The 19,023-nt window shown below is 30.8% G+C and carries 18 protein-coding genes; 12 read left to right on the top strand and 6 right to left on the bottom strand.

Annotated elements, in window-relative coordinates; translation table 11 throughout:
* Positions 1–101 precede the first annotated feature (101 nt).
* Complete coding sequence (gene glcT, locus SSP_RS07110; protein WP_011303175.1) at positions 102–947, top strand: glucose PTS transporter transcription antiterminator GlcT; 846 nt, start codon at positions 102–104, stop codon at positions 945–947.
* A gap of 163 nt (positions 948–1,110) precedes the next feature.
* Here the strand turns inward: glcT and SSP_RS12995 are convergent, their stop codons facing one another.
* Together SSP_RS12995 and SSP_RS07105 are read right to left on the bottom strand one after the other, a co-directional pair.
* Entirely contained in the window at positions 1,111–1,302 is a 192-nt protein-coding gene (locus SSP_RS12995; RefSeq protein ID WP_069794724.1) for a hypothetical protein, read from the bottom strand.
* 2 nt (positions 1,303–1,304) lie between these two features.
* Entirely contained in the window at positions 1,305–1,679 is a 375-nt protein-coding gene (locus SSP_RS07105; protein WP_011303174.1) for a hypothetical protein, read from the bottom strand.
* 255 nt (positions 1,680–1,934) lie between these two features.
* Between SSP_RS07105 and SSP_RS07100 the strand changes: the two genes are divergently transcribed.
* The 8 genes from SSP_RS07100 (at position 1,935) to SSP_RS07065 (ending at position 12,636) form a co-directional block, all read left to right on the top strand.
* Positions 1,935–3,035, top strand: coding sequence for an acyltransferase (locus SSP_RS07100; RefSeq protein WP_011303173.1), 1,101 nt, complete (start codon positions 1,935–1,937; stop codon positions 3,033–3,035).
* 306 nt (positions 3,036–3,341) lie between these two features.
* Positions 3,342–4,568 carry an AI-2E family transporter gene (locus tag SSP_RS07095; RefSeq protein ID WP_011303172.1) on the top strand — a complete coding sequence of 409 codons (1,227 nt, stop codon included), beginning with the start codon at positions 3,342–3,344 and terminating at the stop codon, positions 4,566–4,568.
* Positions 4,569–4,839: 271 nt separating this feature from the next.
* Positions 4,840–7,365, top strand: a complete 2,526-nt coding sequence (mprF, locus tag SSP_RS07090) for a bifunctional lysylphosphatidylglycerol flippase/synthetase MprF (protein ID WP_011303171.1) — start codon at positions 4,840–4,842, stop codon at positions 7,363–7,365.
* A gap of 510 nt (positions 7,366–7,875) precedes the next feature.
* Positions 7,876–8,841 carry a LacI family DNA-binding transcriptional regulator gene (locus SSP_RS07085; protein WP_011303170.1) on the top strand — a complete coding sequence of 322 codons (966 nt, stop codon included), beginning with the start codon at positions 7,876–7,878 and terminating at the stop codon, positions 8,839–8,841.
* A 41-nt stretch (positions 8,842–8,882) separates the two neighbouring features.
* Positions 8,883–9,272, top strand: coding sequence for a D-ribose pyranase (gene rbsD / locus SSP_RS07080; protein ID WP_011303169.1), 390 nt, complete (start codon positions 8,883–8,885; stop codon positions 9,270–9,272).
* 15 nt (positions 9,273–9,287) lie between these two features.
* Positions 9,288–10,778 (top strand): sugar ABC transporter ATP-binding protein, encoded by a 1,491-nt coding sequence (locus SSP_RS07075; protein ID WP_011303168.1) that lies wholly within the window; start codon positions 9,288–9,290, stop codon positions 10,776–10,778.
* Entirely contained in the window at positions 10,765–11,706 is a 942-nt protein-coding gene (locus SSP_RS07070) for an ABC transporter permease (protein ID WP_011303167.1), read from the top strand. Before SSP_RS07075 ends, SSP_RS07070 begins: the two co-directional genes overlap by 14 nt.
* A gap of 15 nt (positions 11,707–11,721) precedes the next feature.
* Positions 11,722–12,636 (top strand): D-ribose ABC transporter substrate-binding protein, encoded by a 915-nt coding sequence (locus tag SSP_RS07065; protein WP_011303166.1) that lies wholly within the window; start codon positions 11,722–11,724, stop codon positions 12,634–12,636.
* Positions 12,637–12,691: 55 nt separating this feature from the next.
* On the opposite strand, the gene msrA is transcribed toward SSP_RS07065, so the two are convergent.
* On the bottom strand, positions 12,692–13,207 hold the full coding sequence (gene msrA / locus SSP_RS07060) for a peptide-methionine (S)-S-oxide reductase MsrA (protein ID WP_011303165.1): 516 nt from the start codon (positions 13,205–13,207) through the stop codon (positions 12,692–12,694).
* A 140-nt stretch (positions 13,208–13,347) separates the two neighbouring features.
* On the opposite strand from msrA, the gene SSP_RS07055 reads away from it, so the two are divergent.
* The gene (locus SSP_RS07055) at positions 13,348–14,331 is read left to right on the top strand and encodes an LCP family protein (protein WP_011303164.1); all 984 of its coding nucleotides are present in this window, start codon (positions 13,348–13,350) and stop codon (positions 14,329–14,331) included.
* A gap of 139 nt (positions 14,332–14,470) precedes the next feature.
* Here the strand turns inward: SSP_RS07055 and SSP_RS07050 are convergent, their stop codons facing one another.
* The gene (locus tag SSP_RS07050; RefSeq protein ID WP_011303163.1) at positions 14,471–14,656 is read right to left on the bottom strand and encodes a 2-hydroxymuconate tautomerase; all 186 of its coding nucleotides are present in this window, start codon (positions 14,654–14,656) and stop codon (positions 14,471–14,473) included.
* Positions 14,657–14,805: 149 nt separating this feature from the next.
* Here SSP_RS07050 and SSP_RS07045 point away from each other — a divergent pair, with 149 nt between their 5' ends.
* Complete coding sequence (locus SSP_RS07045) at positions 14,806–16,068, top strand: Y-family DNA polymerase (RefSeq protein ID WP_002483354.1); 1,263 nt, start codon at positions 14,806–14,808, stop codon at positions 16,066–16,068.
* 148 nt (positions 16,069–16,216) lie between these two features.
* On the opposite strand, the gene SSP_RS07040 is transcribed toward SSP_RS07045, so the two are convergent.
* A complete protein-coding gene (locus SSP_RS07040) occupies positions 16,217–17,308 on the bottom strand; it encodes a prephenate dehydrogenase (RefSeq protein ID WP_002483353.1) in 1,092 nt (363 codons plus the stop codon).
* A gap of 175 nt (positions 17,309–17,483) precedes the next feature.
* Here SSP_RS07040 and SSP_RS07035 point away from each other — a divergent pair, with 175 nt between their 5' ends.
* The gene (locus tag SSP_RS07035) at positions 17,484–18,416 is read left to right on the top strand and encodes a D-2-hydroxyacid dehydrogenase (RefSeq protein ID WP_011303162.1); all 933 of its coding nucleotides are present in this window, start codon (positions 17,484–17,486) and stop codon (positions 18,414–18,416) included.
* A gap of 156 nt (positions 18,417–18,572) precedes the next feature.
* Here the strand turns inward: SSP_RS07035 and SSP_RS07030 are convergent, their stop codons facing one another.
* Positions 18,573–18,977 (bottom strand): hypothetical protein, encoded by a 405-nt coding sequence (locus tag SSP_RS07030; RefSeq protein ID WP_011303161.1) that lies wholly within the window; start codon positions 18,975–18,977, stop codon positions 18,573–18,575.
* Positions 18,978–19,023: the final 46 nt, after the last annotated feature.

Below are 19,023 nucleotides of genomic sequence, written 5' to 3'. Positions count from 1 at the left end.
TAACTCGTAAGGTATATTTATTAATTAAAATAGAATAATTCTTTCATTTTATAATTAGTCACTATATAATATTGAGTAAGATAAAGATAAGGATGATTGATGTGAATGATTTCTTAATAACTAAGGTTCTCAATAATAATGTGATTATTTGTACAAAAGCACAAGCGGAATATGTATTAATTGCAAAAGGCATTGGGTTTAATAAAAAAAGTGGCATGATTTTACAAGAGAATCAAACGATAGAAAAAATATACATATTGGATCAAAAATCACAGCAAGACCATTATAAAACATTAATGGAGCTAGCAAATGATACTTTAATTCAAGCAGTGATAGAAGCAGTTAATATTATTACGAATTCGGAAATGAAGGTAGATAACCAAAAATTAGTCATTTCATTAACCGATCATATTATTTTTGCTTATAAGCGGTTGAAGCAAAATCAGTTGATTAATAATCCTTTTATTGTAGAAACTAAACAGTTGTATAGCAAAGAATACAAAATAGCTGAAAAAGTAATTGAACGTTTAAATCACGTATTGGAGGTTCACTTTCCTGAAGATGAAATTGGTTTTATTGCATTACATATTGCTTCGAATACTGAATCATTGTCCATGCGTGAGATGGATTTAATCAACGAACTGATTAATAAGAGTGTTTTTATTTTAGAAAATGATTTGAAACAAACGATAGATAAGGATACTATTCAATATCAACGTTTTATAAGACATATTCAATTCTTAATTAAACGATTACGAAATGGTGAATCATTAAAGAAAACCAATGCTTTTGAAGCACTACTCAAAGAACAATATCCATTATGTTTTAATATTGCATTGAAAATCATGCGACTTTTACAACAAGAATTGAAAATAAAAGTGTATGAGGCAGAGGTTATCTATTTAACGCTACATGTCTACCACTTTATGGAAAACCATAAATCTTAACAAGATAGTAGTTAAACAGAAAGTCATATATAAAGTGGATTGATAATTGAATGTATAATAAAAACAAACCAGATGCTATATTTGCCATCTGGTTTGTTTTTTGTATTTGTGAATCATATCCATAAATGATAGGCGTCATAGGATATAACAATTTAGTTATTTATTAGTTAGCGCTGGCGTGAAGACTGATATGAATGTTTTTGCCATAATATTGTTGGTCATATGTATTTATAGGTTTATTTAGTACAATTTCTATTTGTTTTGGTTGTTTTTGTGAATCTAATTTAGTGAATGCATAGCCACGTTTCTTAGTACCTGAGTCTAACTCATCTACTAGAGTGGTTGATTTTGGCATATTTAATTTTGTTTTTTATCTAATATGATTTTTACATCACCAGTATATTTTATAGGTACTGGTGTTTCATTTATAACGTCACCAAAATATCCTAAATAAAGGTCATGTGTCTTTGTATTTTCAATTAGTAAATAGGAAAATGCTATTCTAAAAGTTTTGTTATTTGTTGATGTTATACCTGTTTTAGATGAATGGTTATTTGTATATTTTTGAACTGATTTATAAGTAGTATCATTATTTTTAGAATAAAATGTGTTACCTATCTCAGCTTTAGCAAATATCAGTGGATCTGTCATTTGCTTTTTTGAACTTTTGGTATAACTGTAACCAGCTAAACCGATTAGAAGAATTAATATAATGACTATTGTCTTTTTCAATGAAATGCTCCTATTTTAAGTTGTGTATTATATGTGTAATTATATTATACGATTATAAAATGAATAAATAAAGATGATTAATGAAAAATAACATATTAATTGGTGTAAAACTAAAAGAAGATGATTAATGTTTGTTAATTGTGTGTAATGTAATTATTAAGATTTATAATTTGATTGTAAATTCTATTTACAAGTATATTGAATCATCTTATACTTGGTGTTCTGTCTGATTTGAATTTAGGGGGACGTACGTGTATGAAGTATTATGATGAGGTACCGATAATAAGATCTGTTGCCGCTATGTTAGTTGTGGCGATACATACAGTTAATAGTATAGCCTTGTCAAGAGGGACATTTACATCAGATGGCTTAGGTTACGTTAACCAAATAGCAAGGTTAGGAACGCCTATATTTGCTGTAATAAGTGCGTTTTTATTAACAATCTCAGTAGTGAATAAAGGGTTTAATTTAGATTATTTTGTTAAATCACGTTTTAGTAAAATATTTATTCCTTATATCATTTGGACAGTATTTTACTTATTATATAGAGCCTTTTATTTACATAATCTTGAAGATGATGGGAAATTATTGAATTACTTTGTGTATGGAAAAGCAAATTTCCACTTGTATTTTATTTTGACTGTTATTCAGTTTTACTTTTTATTTCCGTTATTACAGAAATTCAAAAAAGGTTGGCCTATTATTATAGTGTATATATTAGCGACAATCGCTAATATCATTTGGATTAGAATGGGGCCAGTTTCATTAGGTGGCGGTGGTGTCGAACGTTTTGTGAATGATAAATTATTCATTATGAATTGGATATCATTCTTTATGTTAGGTATTGTATATGCTAAATTTTACAATGAAATTAGAATCCTCATCTTTAAGCACAAAGCCATATTATCTACTATTATAGGTATATTATTTATCGATTTCCTATTGAGTATTGATTTGGATCATTTACAAAGTTCAATTACTGTGTCGAATATGATTTATATTCCATTTTTCATTGTGTTTCTAAATTATTTATATGAACATGTTAAAAAGAATCACACCATTTTAAAAACCTTAACCTTAATTGGTAATTATTCTATGGGAATTTATTTAGTGCATTACGTTGCAATTCAATTCGTAAAACGTTTGCCTATAATTGAAGATATCGTGCCACAAAGTAAATTTATGGGCGTATTTATATTAACAGTAGCAGTATCTGTATTGATTGTTTATCTAATAGGTAAAATCCCCTATGGTAACTATATTGTTCCAATTCCAAAGAAAAAAGCAACGCAAACCACAGATGTAGACAAAAAGAAAGTTACTCAAAGCAAACACACACCTAATTATAATTCATGAGCATATTATAAAATAAAGTCTGAAGCATTGATGATAAATGTTTCAGGCTTTTTTATGCGAAAAAGGGTATGACAACGGTTTTATATTATTGGGGATATATTTAAACTAGAATTATTAAGACGTATGAATTAGGGTACATATATGTTATAAAAATAGATATGTGAAATGTTAATAATGTGATATGATGAGGATTAGTAATTAAGACGATTAAAGCATTCTATGATATAATTTTGTACAGTATTTTTTATCTGGTAGATTATATGATTATAATTTTTAAGAATTAAGTTAAGGTATGGTGAGTTATATATGTCGAATGAAGACAATGTTAGACAAGAAACAAAAAATAAAAAAGAAAAATTGAGACTTAGTTTTCCAGAGACCCGCTTCATGAAATTTATGGGAGGCAAAGATTTATTATTCGCCTTAATCATGCTGATACTCATTGGTATTGCGATATTTATATTTGATCAAGTATCCTATATATTTAAACCATTTATCATTGTATTTAATACGATTGTAGCACCGATTATTGTATCCATCATTCTATACTATTTATTCAATCCATTAGTCAATTTGATGGAACGCTATAATATATCACGTCTTTGGGGCGTTATTATTTTATTCCTAGTTATTATTGGGGTTATCGCGTTAGCAATTAATTTATTGATACCAGTCATTGGTACTCAATTTAAAAGTTTCGGTAATAATTTTCCGCATTATGTAGATAAAGTGAATCAATTTATTGATAATCTTACTAGAAATTCCTTGATTTCTAACTTTTATGGACAAATACAAGAACAATTAGATGCTTTAGCTAACAAGCTACCATCAATGGTTTCTGATTATTTTAATGGTTTCGGTTCAAAAGTGAAAAACTTTGCTGAAGCTATTGTAAATGTAGGGGTAGTCATTGCCACAACACCATTTGTCTTATTCTTTATGTTAAAAGATAGCCATCATTTCAAAGAATATTCTACGAAATTAATGCCACCAAAATTCAGAAAAGATTATCATGATTTATTAGACAAAATGAGTGTACAAGTTGGATCTTATATCCAAGGACAGATTATTGTTTCATTTTGTATCGGTATTTTACTATTTATTGGTTATAGTATTATCGGATTAGATTATAGTTTAATTTTAGCATCTATAGCTGCTGTGACGAGTGTTGTACCATATTTAGGGCCTACAATTGCAATTTCTCCAGCTATCATTATTGCTTTAATTACTTCTCCAATTATGCTCTTGAAATTAATCATAGTATGGACTGCAGTTCAATTTATAGAAGGTCACTTCATATCGCCTAATATTATGGGTAAAACGCTGAAGATTCACCCACTCACAATTATCTTTATCTTATTGAGTGCAGGTAATCTTTTAGGTGTTGTTGGTGTCATCTTAGGTATTCCAGCCTACGCTATATTAAAAGTGTTAGTCTCACATTTATATTCAATGTATAAACGCAGATATAATAAATATTATGGCGATGATGCAGGTGAATATGAAATTACAAACGATGAACAAATACGCTAGAATTTACAACTGAATACTTCATTATTCATCATACATGTAAGAGATTGATAAATGAGTCTGGGACAAAAATAGGTGTCTCGGACTCTTTTTCATTTAGGAAATAGCTAACGGATTTAAAAATGTAAAGTCTCACTTGTTTAAAGAAACGATTTTTCATTTTTACGGGCCTAACAATTATGTTAGAAGTTATTATTAAAATTTTATTTCTTATATATTATTATTGTGCTATATTTTTTATTGAGCTTAGATTATTAAAAAGTGAAGTGAAAACATGTCTAAAGAAATGAGAAGTAGATTATTTTCTATTTTAAAAGTTGTGTTTGCGGTCGCCTTATTTAGTATCGTAGTGTTTACTTTATATAAGGAATTGTCGCATATTAATATTAAAGAAACGATTCAGTCGTTTGGAAAAATTAATCGTGTATGGTTAGTCGCCTTATTTGTAATTGGCGGGGCATCGATTATTGTACTTTCGATGTATGATGTCATATTAGCGAAATCATTAAATTTAAAGATTTCTTTATTAAAAACGATACGTGTTGGGTATATTGTCAATGCGCTTAATGCTGTCGTAGGTTTTGGTGGTTTTATTGGCGCAAGCGTGCGTTTTTTATTTTACAAAAATGCCACCGATGATAAAAGAGCGTTACTGCACACGATTTCTATTGTATTGATTTCTATGTTAACAGGGTTAAGTTTATTATCCATTTTAGTAGTCATCCATGTATTTGATGTATCACATCTATTTACACCATACCCATGGATTAAATGGCTAATGTATGTTGTAGCCTTGTTCTTACCGGTGTTTGTAATTTTTACGATTTTACGACCAGTACAAGAAAATCAAAAGTTATTAGGTGTTTATTGTACGATTGTATCAAGTATTGAATGGCTTGTTGCGGCACTCGTTTTATATATGGCTTTAACAATGGTAGGCGTTCATGTACCAATCTCAATATTTATGGGCATATTTATCATTGCAGCTTTATCAGGACTTATCAGTTTTATACCTGGTGGATTTGGTACATTTGATTTAGTAGTATTACTTGGGCTTAAGCATTTGAATATAGATGAAGAATCTATAGTTTTAGGGTTATTACTTTATCGTTTTGCGTATTATCTATTTCCTGTGCTCGTTGCTTTAATTTTATCTACATTTGAATTTCGTGGTACAGCTAAACGCTACTGGGAAGATGCAAGAATACTTGTTCCGGTGAGAGATATGACATCATTATTATCATCTTACCAAAAGGATATTATTGCACGTGCACCCTCGTTTTCAATTGCTATTTTATTAATGTTTACGAGTCTATTATTTTTCTTGAATAATCTAACTATTATCTACGATGGCCTATATGATCCGAATCACTATATCTATTACATTATCGTATCGGTTCACACATGTGCATGCTTATTATTACTTTTAAATGTGGTAGGTGTATATCGCTTATCTAAACGTGCCATCTTATTTTCGATTATTTCTATTATATTAATTTTTATTGTAACAGCCTATACGTATGCTTCATTTATATTACTTAGTTGGCTTGTTGTAATGTTAATTTTATTGTTCATTTTTTACAGAAGAGCACGAGTTATAAAACGTCCATTTAGATATTTAAAATTATGCTTAAGTTTTATAATGGGTGCGCTCGTACTTTATATTAATCATATTGTTATTGCGAGTACGTTTTATACATTAGACATTTATCACATTGAGATAGACACCTCTATTTTGAGATATTATTTCTGGTTTACTATCTTATTGGTAGCGGTTATTGTTGGTCTGATTGTTTGGTGGTTTGAATATCGTTATAGAATATCTAATACACGAGAAGATACTAAAATATGTGCGTCTATTGTAAAACAATACGGTGGTAATTATTTAAGTCATCTCATGTATAGTGGCGATAAAAAATTTTTTATTAATGAAAATGAAGATGCCTTTATAATGTATCGTTATCAACGCAATGCATACATTGTACTTGGAGATCCTATAGGTAATCCCCAATCTTTCTATAGTTTACTAGAGTCTTTCTATCAAGAAGCAGAGTATCTTGGCTATGATATTATTTTTTATCAAGTAACGGATAGAAATATGTCTCTTTATCACAGTTTCGGTAATCAATTCTTTAAATTAGGTGAAGAAGCGGTTATCGATTTGAATGAATTTAAGATTTCTGGTAAGAAAAAACGTGGTTTACGGGCAACTTTAAATAAGTTAGATGATTTAAAATATACTTTTGAAGTTATAGAACCTCCATTTACGCAAGCTTTAATTACGGATTTGAAAACAATTAGTGATGAATGGCTCGCCGATAAAAAAGAAATGCATTTTTCAGTAGGTAGTTTCAATGAATCGTACTTATCAAAAGCACCCATTGCAATTATAAAAGACAGTGATGGACTTATTATTGCATTTTGTACGTTGATGCCAACTTATTATAAAGGAACGATTTCTGTTGATCTCATACGTTGGAAACCAGATTGCACATTGCCATTAATGGATGGTTTATATTTAAATATGTTGTTATGGTCACAAAAACAAAATTATCAACATTTTAATATGGGAATGGCTACGTTATCGAATGTAGGTCAATTACCTTATTCATTTTATGGAGAACGTATTGCAGGCCGTGTTTTCGAACATTTTAATGGTTTATATAGATTTCAAGGTTTGAGAAAATATAAAGAGAAATTTAATCCAAATTGGGAACCAAGGTTTCTTGTTTATAGAAAACGTCATTCCTTATGGCTTAGTATGATAAAAGTAATGCGTGTCATTAGAAAACATAAATAATATGAATGACAAAACACCCCACATGTGCTCAGCATGTGGGGTGTTTCTAGGAGTTAATAGTGCTTAATGGTTTTTGTGTAATTAATTATTGGAGAAGTTATTAATTACATTAATAAACTAACTATAAAATTTCTAAATATCATTTTGACTCTAACTATGAATTTAACATTACCTTGTTACTTAAGGTATAACCATAATATATCACCAATAGAAAACGCTTTCAACAAGGTATTACCATATTATTTCTTTTCTTTTTAACATATTATCTTTATATATTCTTTTTAAATATTAAAGGTATTATTACACTTTGGATCTAATGTTATCTATTCGAAATGATTTTTATTGTAGCTAAATAGCTATCCTAATTATTTATGTTATATCAATAATAACAATTTTAAGCATTATAATTATAGTGTGAAAAAATAATTAAATAACAAGTTTATGAAAATAGACTATTAAATAGTAAAATCTTATGTTAATATGAAAACGGTTACATAAAAGAGGTGAAACATGGCAACGATTAAAGATGTAGCGACTTTAGCAGGATGTTCTGTAGCAACTGTCTCAAGGGCAATTAATAACAATGGTTATGTTAAGGCAAAAACACGACTTCATATAGAAGAAGCAATTGCCGAATTAAACTACCAACCAAATGAAGCAGCACGCACATTATATAAAAGAAAGTCTAAACTAATAGGTTTATTACTGCCGGATATGAGTAATCCTTTTTTTACACTTATCGCTCGTGGCGTTGAAGATGTTGCTTTAGCACATGGTTACCAAGTACTTATTGGTAATAGTGATAATGATATAAAAAAAGCACAAGGCTACTTAGCAACATTCGTATCACACAATTGTACAGGCATGATATCTACAGCATTTAATGAAAATATTATCGAGAACACACTGACTGATCATCACATTCCATTTGTTTTTATAGATCGTATTAATAATGAGCATAATGGGATTTCAACGAATCACTTTAAAGGTGGTCAACTTCAGGCAGAGGTAGTACGAAAAGGTAAGGGTAAAAACGTTTTAATCGTACATGAAAATTTATTAATCGATGCATTTCATCAACGCGTCCAAGGTATTAAGTACATATTAGATCAACAGCGTATTGATTATAAAATGTTAGAAGCAACGTTATTAGATAATGATAAAAAATTTATTGACTTAATTAAGGAACTTAGCATCGACAGTATTATTTGTAGTAATGATTTATTAGCGATAAACGTTTTAGGCATTGTACAAAGATATCATTTTAAAGTTCCAGCAGAAATACAAATTATTGGATATGATAATATTCCATTTTCAGAAATGACCTATCCACAAATTACTACTATAGATCAATCAGCATATCATTTAGGTGAAATTGCCGTTTCCCAACTATTAGGTTTGAATACGGATAATTTAACAAACAACCATAAGCAATTGGCACTTACAGTTAAACATAGAGGAAGTACACGTAATTAAATGACATTATGTAACGGGTTACATATAAGGAGGTAAATTTTATGTATAAAACAGGGATATTAAATAGCGATATTTCAAAATTACTTAGTGATTTAGGTCATACAGATGAAATTATGATTGCTGATTGTGGTCTTCCAATTCCAAACGGTGTTAAAAAAATAGATTTAGCATTGGATTTTGGTAAACCATCATTCTTAGATGTATTTCATATTGTGAAATCGCATATGGCCATCGAAAAAATGACTTTAGCAAGTGAAATGAAAACTGAAAATGAATCACTTTATAACGTTTTAAAAGAAGAAGAAATTAAATTTACTACTGAATCCCATGAATTATTAAAGCAACATAGTAAGCATGTAAAAGCTATCATTCGTACGGGTGAAGCGAAACCTTATGCGAATGTCATATTAGCTAGTGACGTTTTATTTTAAAGGAGGGATCAATGGATGATTGAAATGAAGAATATTTATAAATCTTTTGGTCAGAATGATGTTCTTAGAGGTGTGGATTTTGATATTGCGGATGCCGAAGTTCATGCATTGATGGGGGAGAATGGTGCCGGCAAAAGTACGTTAATGAAAATTTTAACCGGCGTTTATGAAGCAAATGGTGGACAAATTTTAGAAGATGGTAAACCACTTCAATTTAAAAATACAAAAGACGCTGAGCAACATGGTGTGTCATTTATTCAACAAGAATTAAATATTTGGCCTAATTTAACGGTTTTAGAAAACCTATTTTTAGGTAAAGAACCAACGAAGTTTTTAGGGATAATTAATCATAAAGTGATGAGAAAACAAGCGTTGGAAATATTTAACAATTTAAATATACAGCTTGATTTGAATCAAATGGCTGGGACGTTATCAGTAGGTATGCAACAAATGTTAGAAATTAGTAAAGCATTAATGCAAGATTCTAAAGTCATTATTATGGACGAACCAACGGCAGCTTTAACGACTAGTGAGATTGAAGTGTTATTCACACAAATTAATAAATTAAAATCTAAAGGTGTTTCATTTATTTATATTTCACATAGAATGGAAGAAATTTTTAATATTGCAGACCGTATTACAGTGATGAGAGACGGCCGGTCTATATTAACTTCGAACACGCAAGAGACCTCTAATGCAAAAATTGTAAAAGCCATGATTGGTAGAGATTTGGATAACCAGTATCCAGAAAGAAATTATAAGCAAGATGAATTAGTGCTGTCAGTTAATCAGTTAAGTTCTACGGTATATGACTTAAATGATGTACATTTTGAGTTACACAAGGGTGAGATTTTTGGATTCAGTGGACTTATGGGTGCTGGTAGATCTGAAATCATGCGCGTGTTATTTGGCCTAGACAAAGGACAAATGCAAGTAACACTTAATGGTAAAACCATTCACATGAATAATCCTAAGACGGCCATAAAGCACGGGTTAGCGTTTATTACTGAAAATAGAAAAGAAGAAGGTTTAGTTCTACAAGATTCTATTATAGAAAATATTTCATTACCTGCATTGAAAAGTTTTTCAAAGGGTGGTTTTTTAACACCAACAGCGATGAACAATTATACAGAACAGATGATTCAGCGTTTGAATATCAAAGGTGGAAAAGATGATAGTTGTATGGATTTATCTGGAGGAAATCAACAAAAGGTTGTTTTGGCTAAATGGATTGCTACTGCACCACACGTTTTGATTTTAGACGAACCAACTAGGGGAATTGACGTTGGCGCAAAACGTGAAATTTATCAATTAATGAATGAACTGACAGAACGTGGTATGTCTATCATTATGATTTCATCAGAATTACCAGAAGTGATAGGAATGAGTGATAGAGTTGCCGTTGTACATGAAGGTAATATTGCAGGTGTTTTAAATAAAAAAGATCTAACTGAGGAACGTATTATGACATTAGCTACAGGAGGGAATATCAATGAAACAATCTAGCTTATCATTTTCATATTTAGAAAAAATTATTCCATTTATTGGTTTAATATTATTAGTCATTATCATTAGTGTATTAAATAGTGCATTTTTAGAACCATCTAATCTGTTTAACTTATTGAGACAAGTTTCTATAAATGGATTAATTGCATTTGGTATGACATTTGTAATTTTAACGGGCGGCATAGACTTATCTGTTGGTTCTACACTAGCGTTATCCAGTGCGCTTATAGCTATTTTAATGGTCTCAGGTGTAGATTCTATGATTGCGCTATTAGTAGGCTGTATTTTAGGTGCGATTTTAGGTGCTATTAACGGGCTTTTAATTACGCTTGGTAAGATGGCGCCATTTATAGCGACTTTGGCTACAATGACTGTCTTTAGAGGTTTGACACTGGTTATTACAGATGGCAATCCAATTACTAATTTAAATGGCAGCTATGCCTTTCAATTATTTGGACGAGGTTATTTTTTAGGTATTCCAGTTCCAGCAGTGACAATGTTTATTACTTTCATTATTTTGTATATCATTTTACATAAAACAATATTTGGTAGACAAACTTATGCTATGGGTGGTAATGAAAAGGCAGCTTTTATCTCTGGTATTAAAGTGAATAAATTAAAAATCATGATTTATAGTTTAGCTGGTTTAATGTCTGCAATGGCTGGTGCGATTCTCACATCTCGTTTAAACTCAGCGCAGCCAACTGCAGGTATGTCATATGAATTGGATGCAATCGCTGCTGTTGTATTGGGTGGTACATCTTTAACAGGTGGTAAGGGACGTATACTTGGCACATTAATAGGTGTATTAATTATAGGTGTGTTGAATAATGGACTAAATTTATTAGGGGTTTCTTCATTTTACCAACAAGTAGTTAAAGGAGTTGTCATTATTATTGCAGTACTCATTGATAGAAAGAATAAATAAAGTAGGAGGTTTATCATGAAAAAATTATTTTTAAGTATGATGGCAATGATACTGTTGTTAGCTGGTTGTTCTTTAGAGTCTCCTCTAGAAAAGCAAGATAGTGGTAAATCAGACAAGAAAAAATCAGATATTGTGGTTGGTGTAAGTATTTCTACATTGAATAATCCATTTTTTGTGAAAATTAAAGATGGTATATCAGCTGAGGCGAAGAAACAAGGTATTAAGGTTAAATTTGCAGATGCTCAAGACGATGCAGCAAAGCAATCTAATGATATTGATGATTTAATACAGCAAAATGTAGATTATCTTATCGTGAATCCAACTGACTCAGATGCTATTTCGGGTAGTGTTCAAATTGCGAATGATCAAAATATTCCTGTTATCACATTAGATAGAGAGGTTGCTAAAGGAAAAGTTGCTTCGTTTATTGCTTCAGATAATGTTAAAGGTGGAGAAATGGGCGGCAAGCTCATTGTTGATAAATTTGGTAAAGGTACAAAAGTAGTAGAGCTTGAAGGCATACCAGGTGCTAGTGCAACTCGTGAGCGTGGTAAGGGATTCCACAACGTTGCTGATGATGAGTTAGATGTCGTATCAAAACAAAGTGCCAAATTTAATAGAACAGAAGGTCTAAATGTAACGCAAAATATGATTCAAGCGCATCCTGATATTAAAGCAATATTTGCACAAAATGACGAAATGGCTTTAGGGGCTGTTGAAGCGGTTGGTAATAAAGATATTAAAGTTATTGGATTTGATGGTAATGAAGATGCAATAAAATCTGTTGAAAACAACAAACTATTTGCAACAGTCGCACAACAACCCAATTTAATGGGAGAAGAAAGTATTAAAACAGTTATGGATTTATTTAATGGTAAAAAAGTTCAAGAAAAAAATAAGATACCTTTAGAAATGAAAAAACAAAAATAGGATTTATGAGAAAAAGCCGGATACAGTGATCATCGTACTGTTTCCGGCTTTTTGTTTATTTATCTGTCTGTTGCTTATAATTTTGACGGTCTTGTTGTTCTTTGGCGTAACGTTCTGGATTTTTTTTATAAAAATCTTGATGTTCTGGCTCTGCTTCATAAAATGTAGCAGCAGGTAATACTTGTGTTGCAATAGCTTTATCTTTATCGATTGTTTCTTTGAGTTGTTCAATATATTCTTCGGCAACATTTTTTTGGTCTTCATTGGTATAGAAGATAGCAGTTTTGTACTGTGCACCTCTATCTTGAAATTGTCCGCCTTCATCTGATGGGTCTATTACTGAAAAGAAAATTTCTAATAATTTATTGTATGAAAACAGTGCTACATCATATTCGATTTCAACAGTTTCCAAATGTCCAGTGTTGCCTGTCTTAACTTGCTCATATGAAGGATTATCCACATGTCCTCCCATATAGCCAGAGGTTACGCTTTCAATACCTTCAAATGTGTCGAAGGGTTTAACCATACACCAAAAGCAACCTCCTGCGAAGTAGGCTTTGTTTATATTCATGCTTAACATCCTTTCCGTATTAGACCTTAGTACCATATATTAAGATATTACTTGATTTTTATACACTTTTTAATATAACTTTAATATATGTTAATTATAGTACATAGAAGTGCAATTTTGAAGATATAAGGTTGATACTAATGAATGAAGACAAACTAAGAAGTAGTAAGAACACACAAGGCAATACTAATCCTCCGCCAATGCGTAGGGGGAAAAAGAAGCGGTTTAGGAAACTACCATTTATTATTTTGATTGGTATTATTATTTTAGCAATTATCATAGGCTATTCCGTACATGGTTATAATTCCGGCATAAAATATGCTAAAGATCATGGTAAAACGTTGAAACAGCATAAATTTAATGGTGCCGTAAAGAATGATGGTAAAATTACGGTTATGGTACTAGGTGCGGATAAAGAACAAGGCGGAATTTCTAGAACGGATTCTATTATGATAGCGCAATACGATTATATTCACAAAAAGATGAAAATGATGTCTGTGATGCGTGACATTTATGCTGATATTCCTGGAAACGGACAGCATAAAATAAATTCTGCATATTCTATCGGTGGACCAGAATTGTTAAGACAAACATTGAAGAAAAATCTTGGCATTGATCCTGAATATTATGCGATTTTAGATTTTACTGGATTTGAAAAAATGATAGATGAACTAGAACCTAATGGTGTGCCAATTGATGTTGAGAAAGATATGTCAAAAAATATTGGCGTGTCATTGAAAAAAGGACATCATCGTCTGAATGGTAAAGAATTATTAGGTTATGCTAGATTTAGACATGATCCAGAAGGCGATTTTGGTCGTGTACGTAGACAACAGCAAGTAATGCAGTCTCTTAAGCAAGAACTCGCAAGTTTGGATACATTACCGAAGTTACCAAAAGTTGCTGGTATTTTAAGAGGTTATTTAAATACGAATATGCCAGATTCTGTATTAATACAATCAGGTTTAAACTTTGGTATCCGTGGTGATAAGAAAGTCGTCTCTGTTACATTACCTATTAAAGGTACTTATCAGGATATTCAAACACCAATGGACGGTAGTGCTTTAGAAATTGATAAAGCCAAAAATAAAGCTGAAGTTAAAAAATTCCTTGAAGAAGATTAAGATAGTTTCGACATAAATAATAATAAGCGTACGTTACCCTATGGATAGCGTACGCTTTTTTTATATAGAAAATTTTTCATTTGTAATCAGGTGGGTTAGGTAATGAACTTGATTACATTTTTGATCATTAATTCTGTTTTTATTGATCAGATTTTCTCACACCAGCTACGCCATAGTGAGATGCTTTCATTTCTTCTATGACAATTTGTATCGCCTCTTTATTAGCACCTGTTGTTTTTTCTACAGCATTTGTAACCTCAGTTACCAAATTTTTAAGTTGTTCATCTGAACGTCCTTCTAATAACTTTACATTTACGATTGGCATGTGTAATTCCTCCTTTAATAATTTAAAGATATTATAGCATGAAAATTGAGAAAATTATAAATATATCAAATTGGAACATTTGTTCTTATCGCTATTGAAATAGAACATTTGTTCGTATATAATAAAATTAATTGAGGGAGGCATGAGATATGTATGATTATAATCTGGTGGAAGAGAGAGATGTATTGTGTATAGATCAAAAAAGTTTTTTTGCTAGCGTTTCTTGCATACAAAAAGGATTAGACCCAATGAAAGAAAAATTAGCTGTTGTTGCTGATACTAAAAGACAAGGTTCAGTTGTGTTAGCAGCAACGGGACCTTTGAAAGCATTAGGTGTAAAAACGGGATCTAGATTATTTGAAATACCACATAGAAATGACATATATATTATTAATCCAAGTATGAGAAAGTATTTAGAAGTTTCTGTAGCAATATCAAAAATTGCATTGCGCTATATTGCTCCTGAAGATTTACATCAGTATAGTGTAGATGAGTTTTTTATGGATGTGACCAATAGTTATCATAGGTTTAGTAGTACGGTTCAATCTTTTTGTCAAAAATTGCAATTTGAAATCAAAGAAGAAACAGGCATCAATTGTTCTATAGGTATAGGATCTAATATGTTATTGAGTAAGATTGCCATGGATGTAGAAGCAAAGCATACTAAAAGTCTAATTGCAGAATGGCGTTATCAAGATGTTCCGAAAAAACTTTGGCCAATCCAACCATTAAGAGAATTTTGGGGAATTAGTAGAAAAATTGAAGCGAAATTGAATAAAAGAGGTATTTTTACGATAGGCGATTTAGCACATTATCCTCACCAATACTTAAAAAGAGATTTAGGTGTTATAGGTGTGGATTTACATTTACATGCGAATGGTATCGATCAAAGTAGAGTGAGAGATAAATATAGAGTAATGAATCCATCTATTTGTAAGAGTCAGATACTGATGCGTGATTATCGTTATGAAGAATCTAAAGTAGTGATGCGAGAATTAATTGAAGATGTGGCGAGTCGTGTTAGAGGGCGAAATCAATTGGCAAGAACAATTCATTTTTCATTTGGTTATAGTGATGAGGGTGGCATAAATAAACAGTATACATTAGAAGAACCGACGAATTTAGAAGACAGTATTTTTAAAGTTGTCGAATATTTTGCTGATAAATTATGTGATCGTACCGCATTGATTCGTACAGTAAGTATTTCATTAACACAGTTTATAGAAGAGACAGATAGACAATTGAATTTGTTTATAGATGAATATGAAAGAAAGAGAAATGAAAAATTAGCTAAAACGATTGATGCATTGCATCGCAAATTTGGACGAGGTATTGTATCTAAAGCTGCTTCTTACACTGAAGCAGGAACAAAACACGGGAGATTAGGTCTTATGGCTGGCCATAAAATGTGAAGTCCCAAATAGCATTCTACTGGGCTTATACATGGAAGGTAGCTCAGGTAAATCTAAAAAATACTGCTTCATCCATTAAACAAGTGGGACAACGAAAATCAAATTTACCAAAAATGATTTTGTTGTCCCACTCATAAAATTTCATATATTAATCAAAATAAGTATCAAAATCACTAAGCGCATCTGCACCATCTTTGCGATCTTGTGGGTTTTTAAAACTAACTCGAAGTGCACCATAAATATCTTCACGAACTTCTAATATTCTCAAGTTGCTTATAGAAATATTATGTAAACTTAGGATGTTTGTAACTTTGCTTATCATACCCGGTTTATCCGGAATGTCTACATATAGATCATACTCCACAGATAGTGCACCTTGTTGTTTAAGGGGTAACTGATCACGATAAACTTTAGCATCGTTGAAAAAATCATAAAGTTCATCAGGATTATTGTGTTCGATTATATTAATGACATCAGACATTTGATTTTTCCATTCTTTTAAAATGCGCAATATTGTATTTTTATTTTCAATAGTAATATCACGCCACATAATAGGATTACTACTTGCGATTCTAGTAATATCTCTAAAACCACCAGCTGCAAGCGTCTTAACAAGTGAAGAATCTTCGACATGTTGCGCATTCAAATGAACGAGACTTGAAGCAATGATATGAGGGACGTGACTCACAATACCAGTGACAAAATCATGTTCTTCCGCTGTTGTAGAAATAAATTTAGCACTCGTTGTTTGTAATAAGTGCTGTATTTCCTCAAAAGCAGCATCATTATCAGTTTCATTATGAACTAAAATATAAAAAGCATTTTCAAATAAATGTTTTTTTGCATTTAATACTCCAGATTTATGGCTTCCTGCCATAGGATGGCCGCCAACCAAATGAATATCATGATTTAAAAGAAACTGCTCATATTGTTGAATCGTTGACTTTGTACTTCCAGTATCTGTAATAATTACATGTTTTTTTAGTTGATAGTTTGGTAAATCTTGTAAGTATTTAACAGTCTGCTGTACCGGTGTTGCATAAATAATAATGTCAGCATTTTCAACACTAGTTTTATAGTCAGTTGATTGATAATCTATGATACCAATAGACAATGCTTTATCTAATTGTGAAGTATCCGCATCAAAGGCGGTTATTTCGATATCATCATGATAATATCTTAAGTTACTCGCTAAGCTTCCGCCAATAAGGCCTAAGCCAACGAAAAGAATTTGTTTCATTTAACAAACCACCTCTATCAAAATTTTCAGAATAGTAACATTGTATAGTAGCGTATACAATTTCGCAATATGAATTAAAAGTAGAAGTAAAAGTGAATAACTTTATAGAAGGTATGCTAAAGTAAACATATTATGCTTACTAAAATAAACATAGCATGGATTAGGAGAGAAGGCATTGGAAATAAATCATATTTTAATAGCCGGTGACTATAAATCAATTTTCCAAAAATATTTAAAGGATTTAAAGAATTACCAATTAAGTTTTAAGTCAGTTGAATCAATTACAAATGAAGATTTAGATTGGGCAGATGCTTATGTGGGATTTGAGCCATGTGAGCAATTTAAACCATCACAGGTGAAATGGGTGCATACGTTTAATGCAGGCATCAATAACTATTTAGCTATAGACGGCTGGCAAGCATCGCAAACTTTACTCACAAGAACAATTAGTGATTTTGGAGAAAAAATGAGCGAATATTGTTTGAGCTATATATTAGCTGATTTACAACATCATAAGTTATTTGAAGAACAGCAAGATGAAAACATTTGGCTCAAACAATCACCACAAGCATTGCGAGATCAAACTATAACTATTTTTGGTACTGGAGAAACTGGACAAACCATTGCTAAGATATTTTCATTATTAGGTATGACTGTCTACGGTATTTCTAATAGTGGGAAAGCAAAAGCCTATTTTAAAAAAGTGCTTCCTATCCATAAAGCTAAGACATTAGTTCAGCAAGCAGATTATATTATCAGTACTTTGCCACTAACAACAAAAACAGAAAAATTATTCAATCAAACTATGTTTGAAGCATTTGATCAAGCTTATTTTATCAATGTTGGTAGGGGACAAGTGGTGGATCAAGAAAGTTTAAAATCAGCTTTAAACAAAGGTAACGTCAGACATGCGGTATTAGATGTTTTTGAGTCAGAACCATTACACAAAAACTCTGAATTATGGCAAAGAAATAATATCACTATCACACCTCATATTTCTGCATTAACCGATTTGAATGAAGCTGTCACATGTTTTTATCATACTTTGAAAAATATAGAGCATGGTGAAATACTTGAAAATCAAGTGGATTTAAAAAGAGGCTATTAACAACGAACAAGCTGTACATATAACAAAAGCAATCATAAAGCTGTTTCTAAAAGTAAAATAAAGCTACTATCATCATCTCTATGTAAAGGATAGTAGCTTTATAATTAAAATTTAAGTATGTTTGGCAACATCAATTTAGCATATGGTTTTAAAATGTTATTGTATATTTTTAGATTTAGAATTTATATTTAACCTTTTTTCTAATACAGATATAAAAATAAAATTAACTAAAACAACTAAAAAAATAGTGCCAATATTTCCAAGTAAATGAGGCAAATCAAAATATAGTATTATAATCATCAATAGGATATTTGTATAAACATAAATATAAACATGAGTCATTATTTTTCGTTTAAGTTTATTTGATGCTGAGCCGAAGAATTTGAGAAGGCTTAATAAACCTAAAATTAATAAAAAACTTACTGCAATCATACTAGTGAAAACGTTATATTTTGTTGAGCTTGAAGTCAGAAAGATATTTAATACATATAAAATAAAAAAGATTATAGATATCGTATATCTTAATCTAACTTCCAATTTTAAAAGTTTGTCATTTTTCATAAAGTTTTATACACCCCTAAAGCATAATGATTATTTAATACATATT

The sequence above is a fragment of the Staphylococcus saprophyticus subsp. saprophyticus ATCC 15305 = NCTC 7292 genome (assembly GCF_000010125.1).
GTDB lineage: Bacteria > Bacillota > Bacilli > Staphylococcales > Staphylococcaceae > Staphylococcus > Staphylococcus saprophyticus.
The sequence above is the reverse complement of the archived record's forward strand: the minus strand, read 5'-3'. Positions and strand labels throughout refer to the sequence as shown.

Excerpts from the sequence above, each read along its gene's own strand:
- SSP_RS12995 (WP_069794724.1), bottom strand. The coding sequence starts at position 1,302 with ATGCCAAAATCAACCACTCTAGTAGATGAGTTAGACTCAGGTACTAAG.
- SSP_RS07100 (WP_011303173.1), top strand. The coding sequence starts at position 1,935 with ATGAAGTATTATGATGAGGTACCGATAATAAGATCTGTTGCCGCTATG.
- SSP_RS07095 (WP_011303172.1), top strand. The coding sequence starts at position 3,342 with ATGTCGAATGAAGACAATGTTAGACAAGAAACAAAAAATAAAAAAGAA.
- mprF (WP_011303171.1), top strand. The coding sequence starts at position 4,840 with ATGTCTAAAGAAATGAGAAGTAGATTATTTTCTATTTTAAAAGTTGTG.
- SSP_RS07085 (WP_011303170.1), top strand. The coding sequence starts at position 7,876 with ATGGCAACGATTAAAGATGTAGCGACTTTAGCAGGATGTTCTGTAGCA.
- rbsD (WP_011303169.1), top strand. The coding sequence starts at position 8,883 with ATGTATAAAACAGGGATATTAAATAGCGATATTTCAAAATTACTTAGT.
- SSP_RS07075 (WP_011303168.1), top strand. The coding sequence starts at position 9,288 with ATGATTGAAATGAAGAATATTTATAAATCTTTTGGTCAGAATGATGTT.
- SSP_RS07070 (WP_011303167.1), top strand. The coding sequence starts at position 10,765 with ATGAAACAATCTAGCTTATCATTTTCATATTTAGAAAAAATTATTCCA.
- SSP_RS07065 (WP_011303166.1), top strand. The coding sequence starts at position 11,722 with ATGAAAAAATTATTTTTAAGTATGATGGCAATGATACTGTTGTTAGCT.
- msrA (WP_011303165.1), bottom strand. The coding sequence starts at position 13,207 with ATGAATATAAACAAAGCCTACTTCGCAGGAGGTTGCTTTTGGTGTATG.
- SSP_RS07055 (WP_011303164.1), top strand. The coding sequence starts at position 13,348 with ATGAATGAAGACAAACTAAGAAGTAGTAAGAACACACAAGGCAATACT.
- SSP_RS07050 (WP_011303163.1), bottom strand. The coding sequence starts at position 14,656 with ATGCCAATCGTAAATGTAAAGTTATTAGAAGGACGTTCAGATGAACAA.
- SSP_RS07045 (WP_002483354.1), top strand. The coding sequence starts at position 14,806 with ATGTATGATTATAATCTGGTGGAAGAGAGAGATGTATTGTGTATAGAT.
- SSP_RS07040 (WP_002483353.1), bottom strand. The coding sequence starts at position 17,308 with ATGAAACAAATTCTTTTCGTTGGCTTAGGCCTTATTGGCGGAAGCTTA.
- SSP_RS07030 (WP_011303161.1), bottom strand. The coding sequence starts at position 18,977 with ATGAAAAATGACAAACTTTTAAAATTGGAAGTTAGATTAAGATATACG.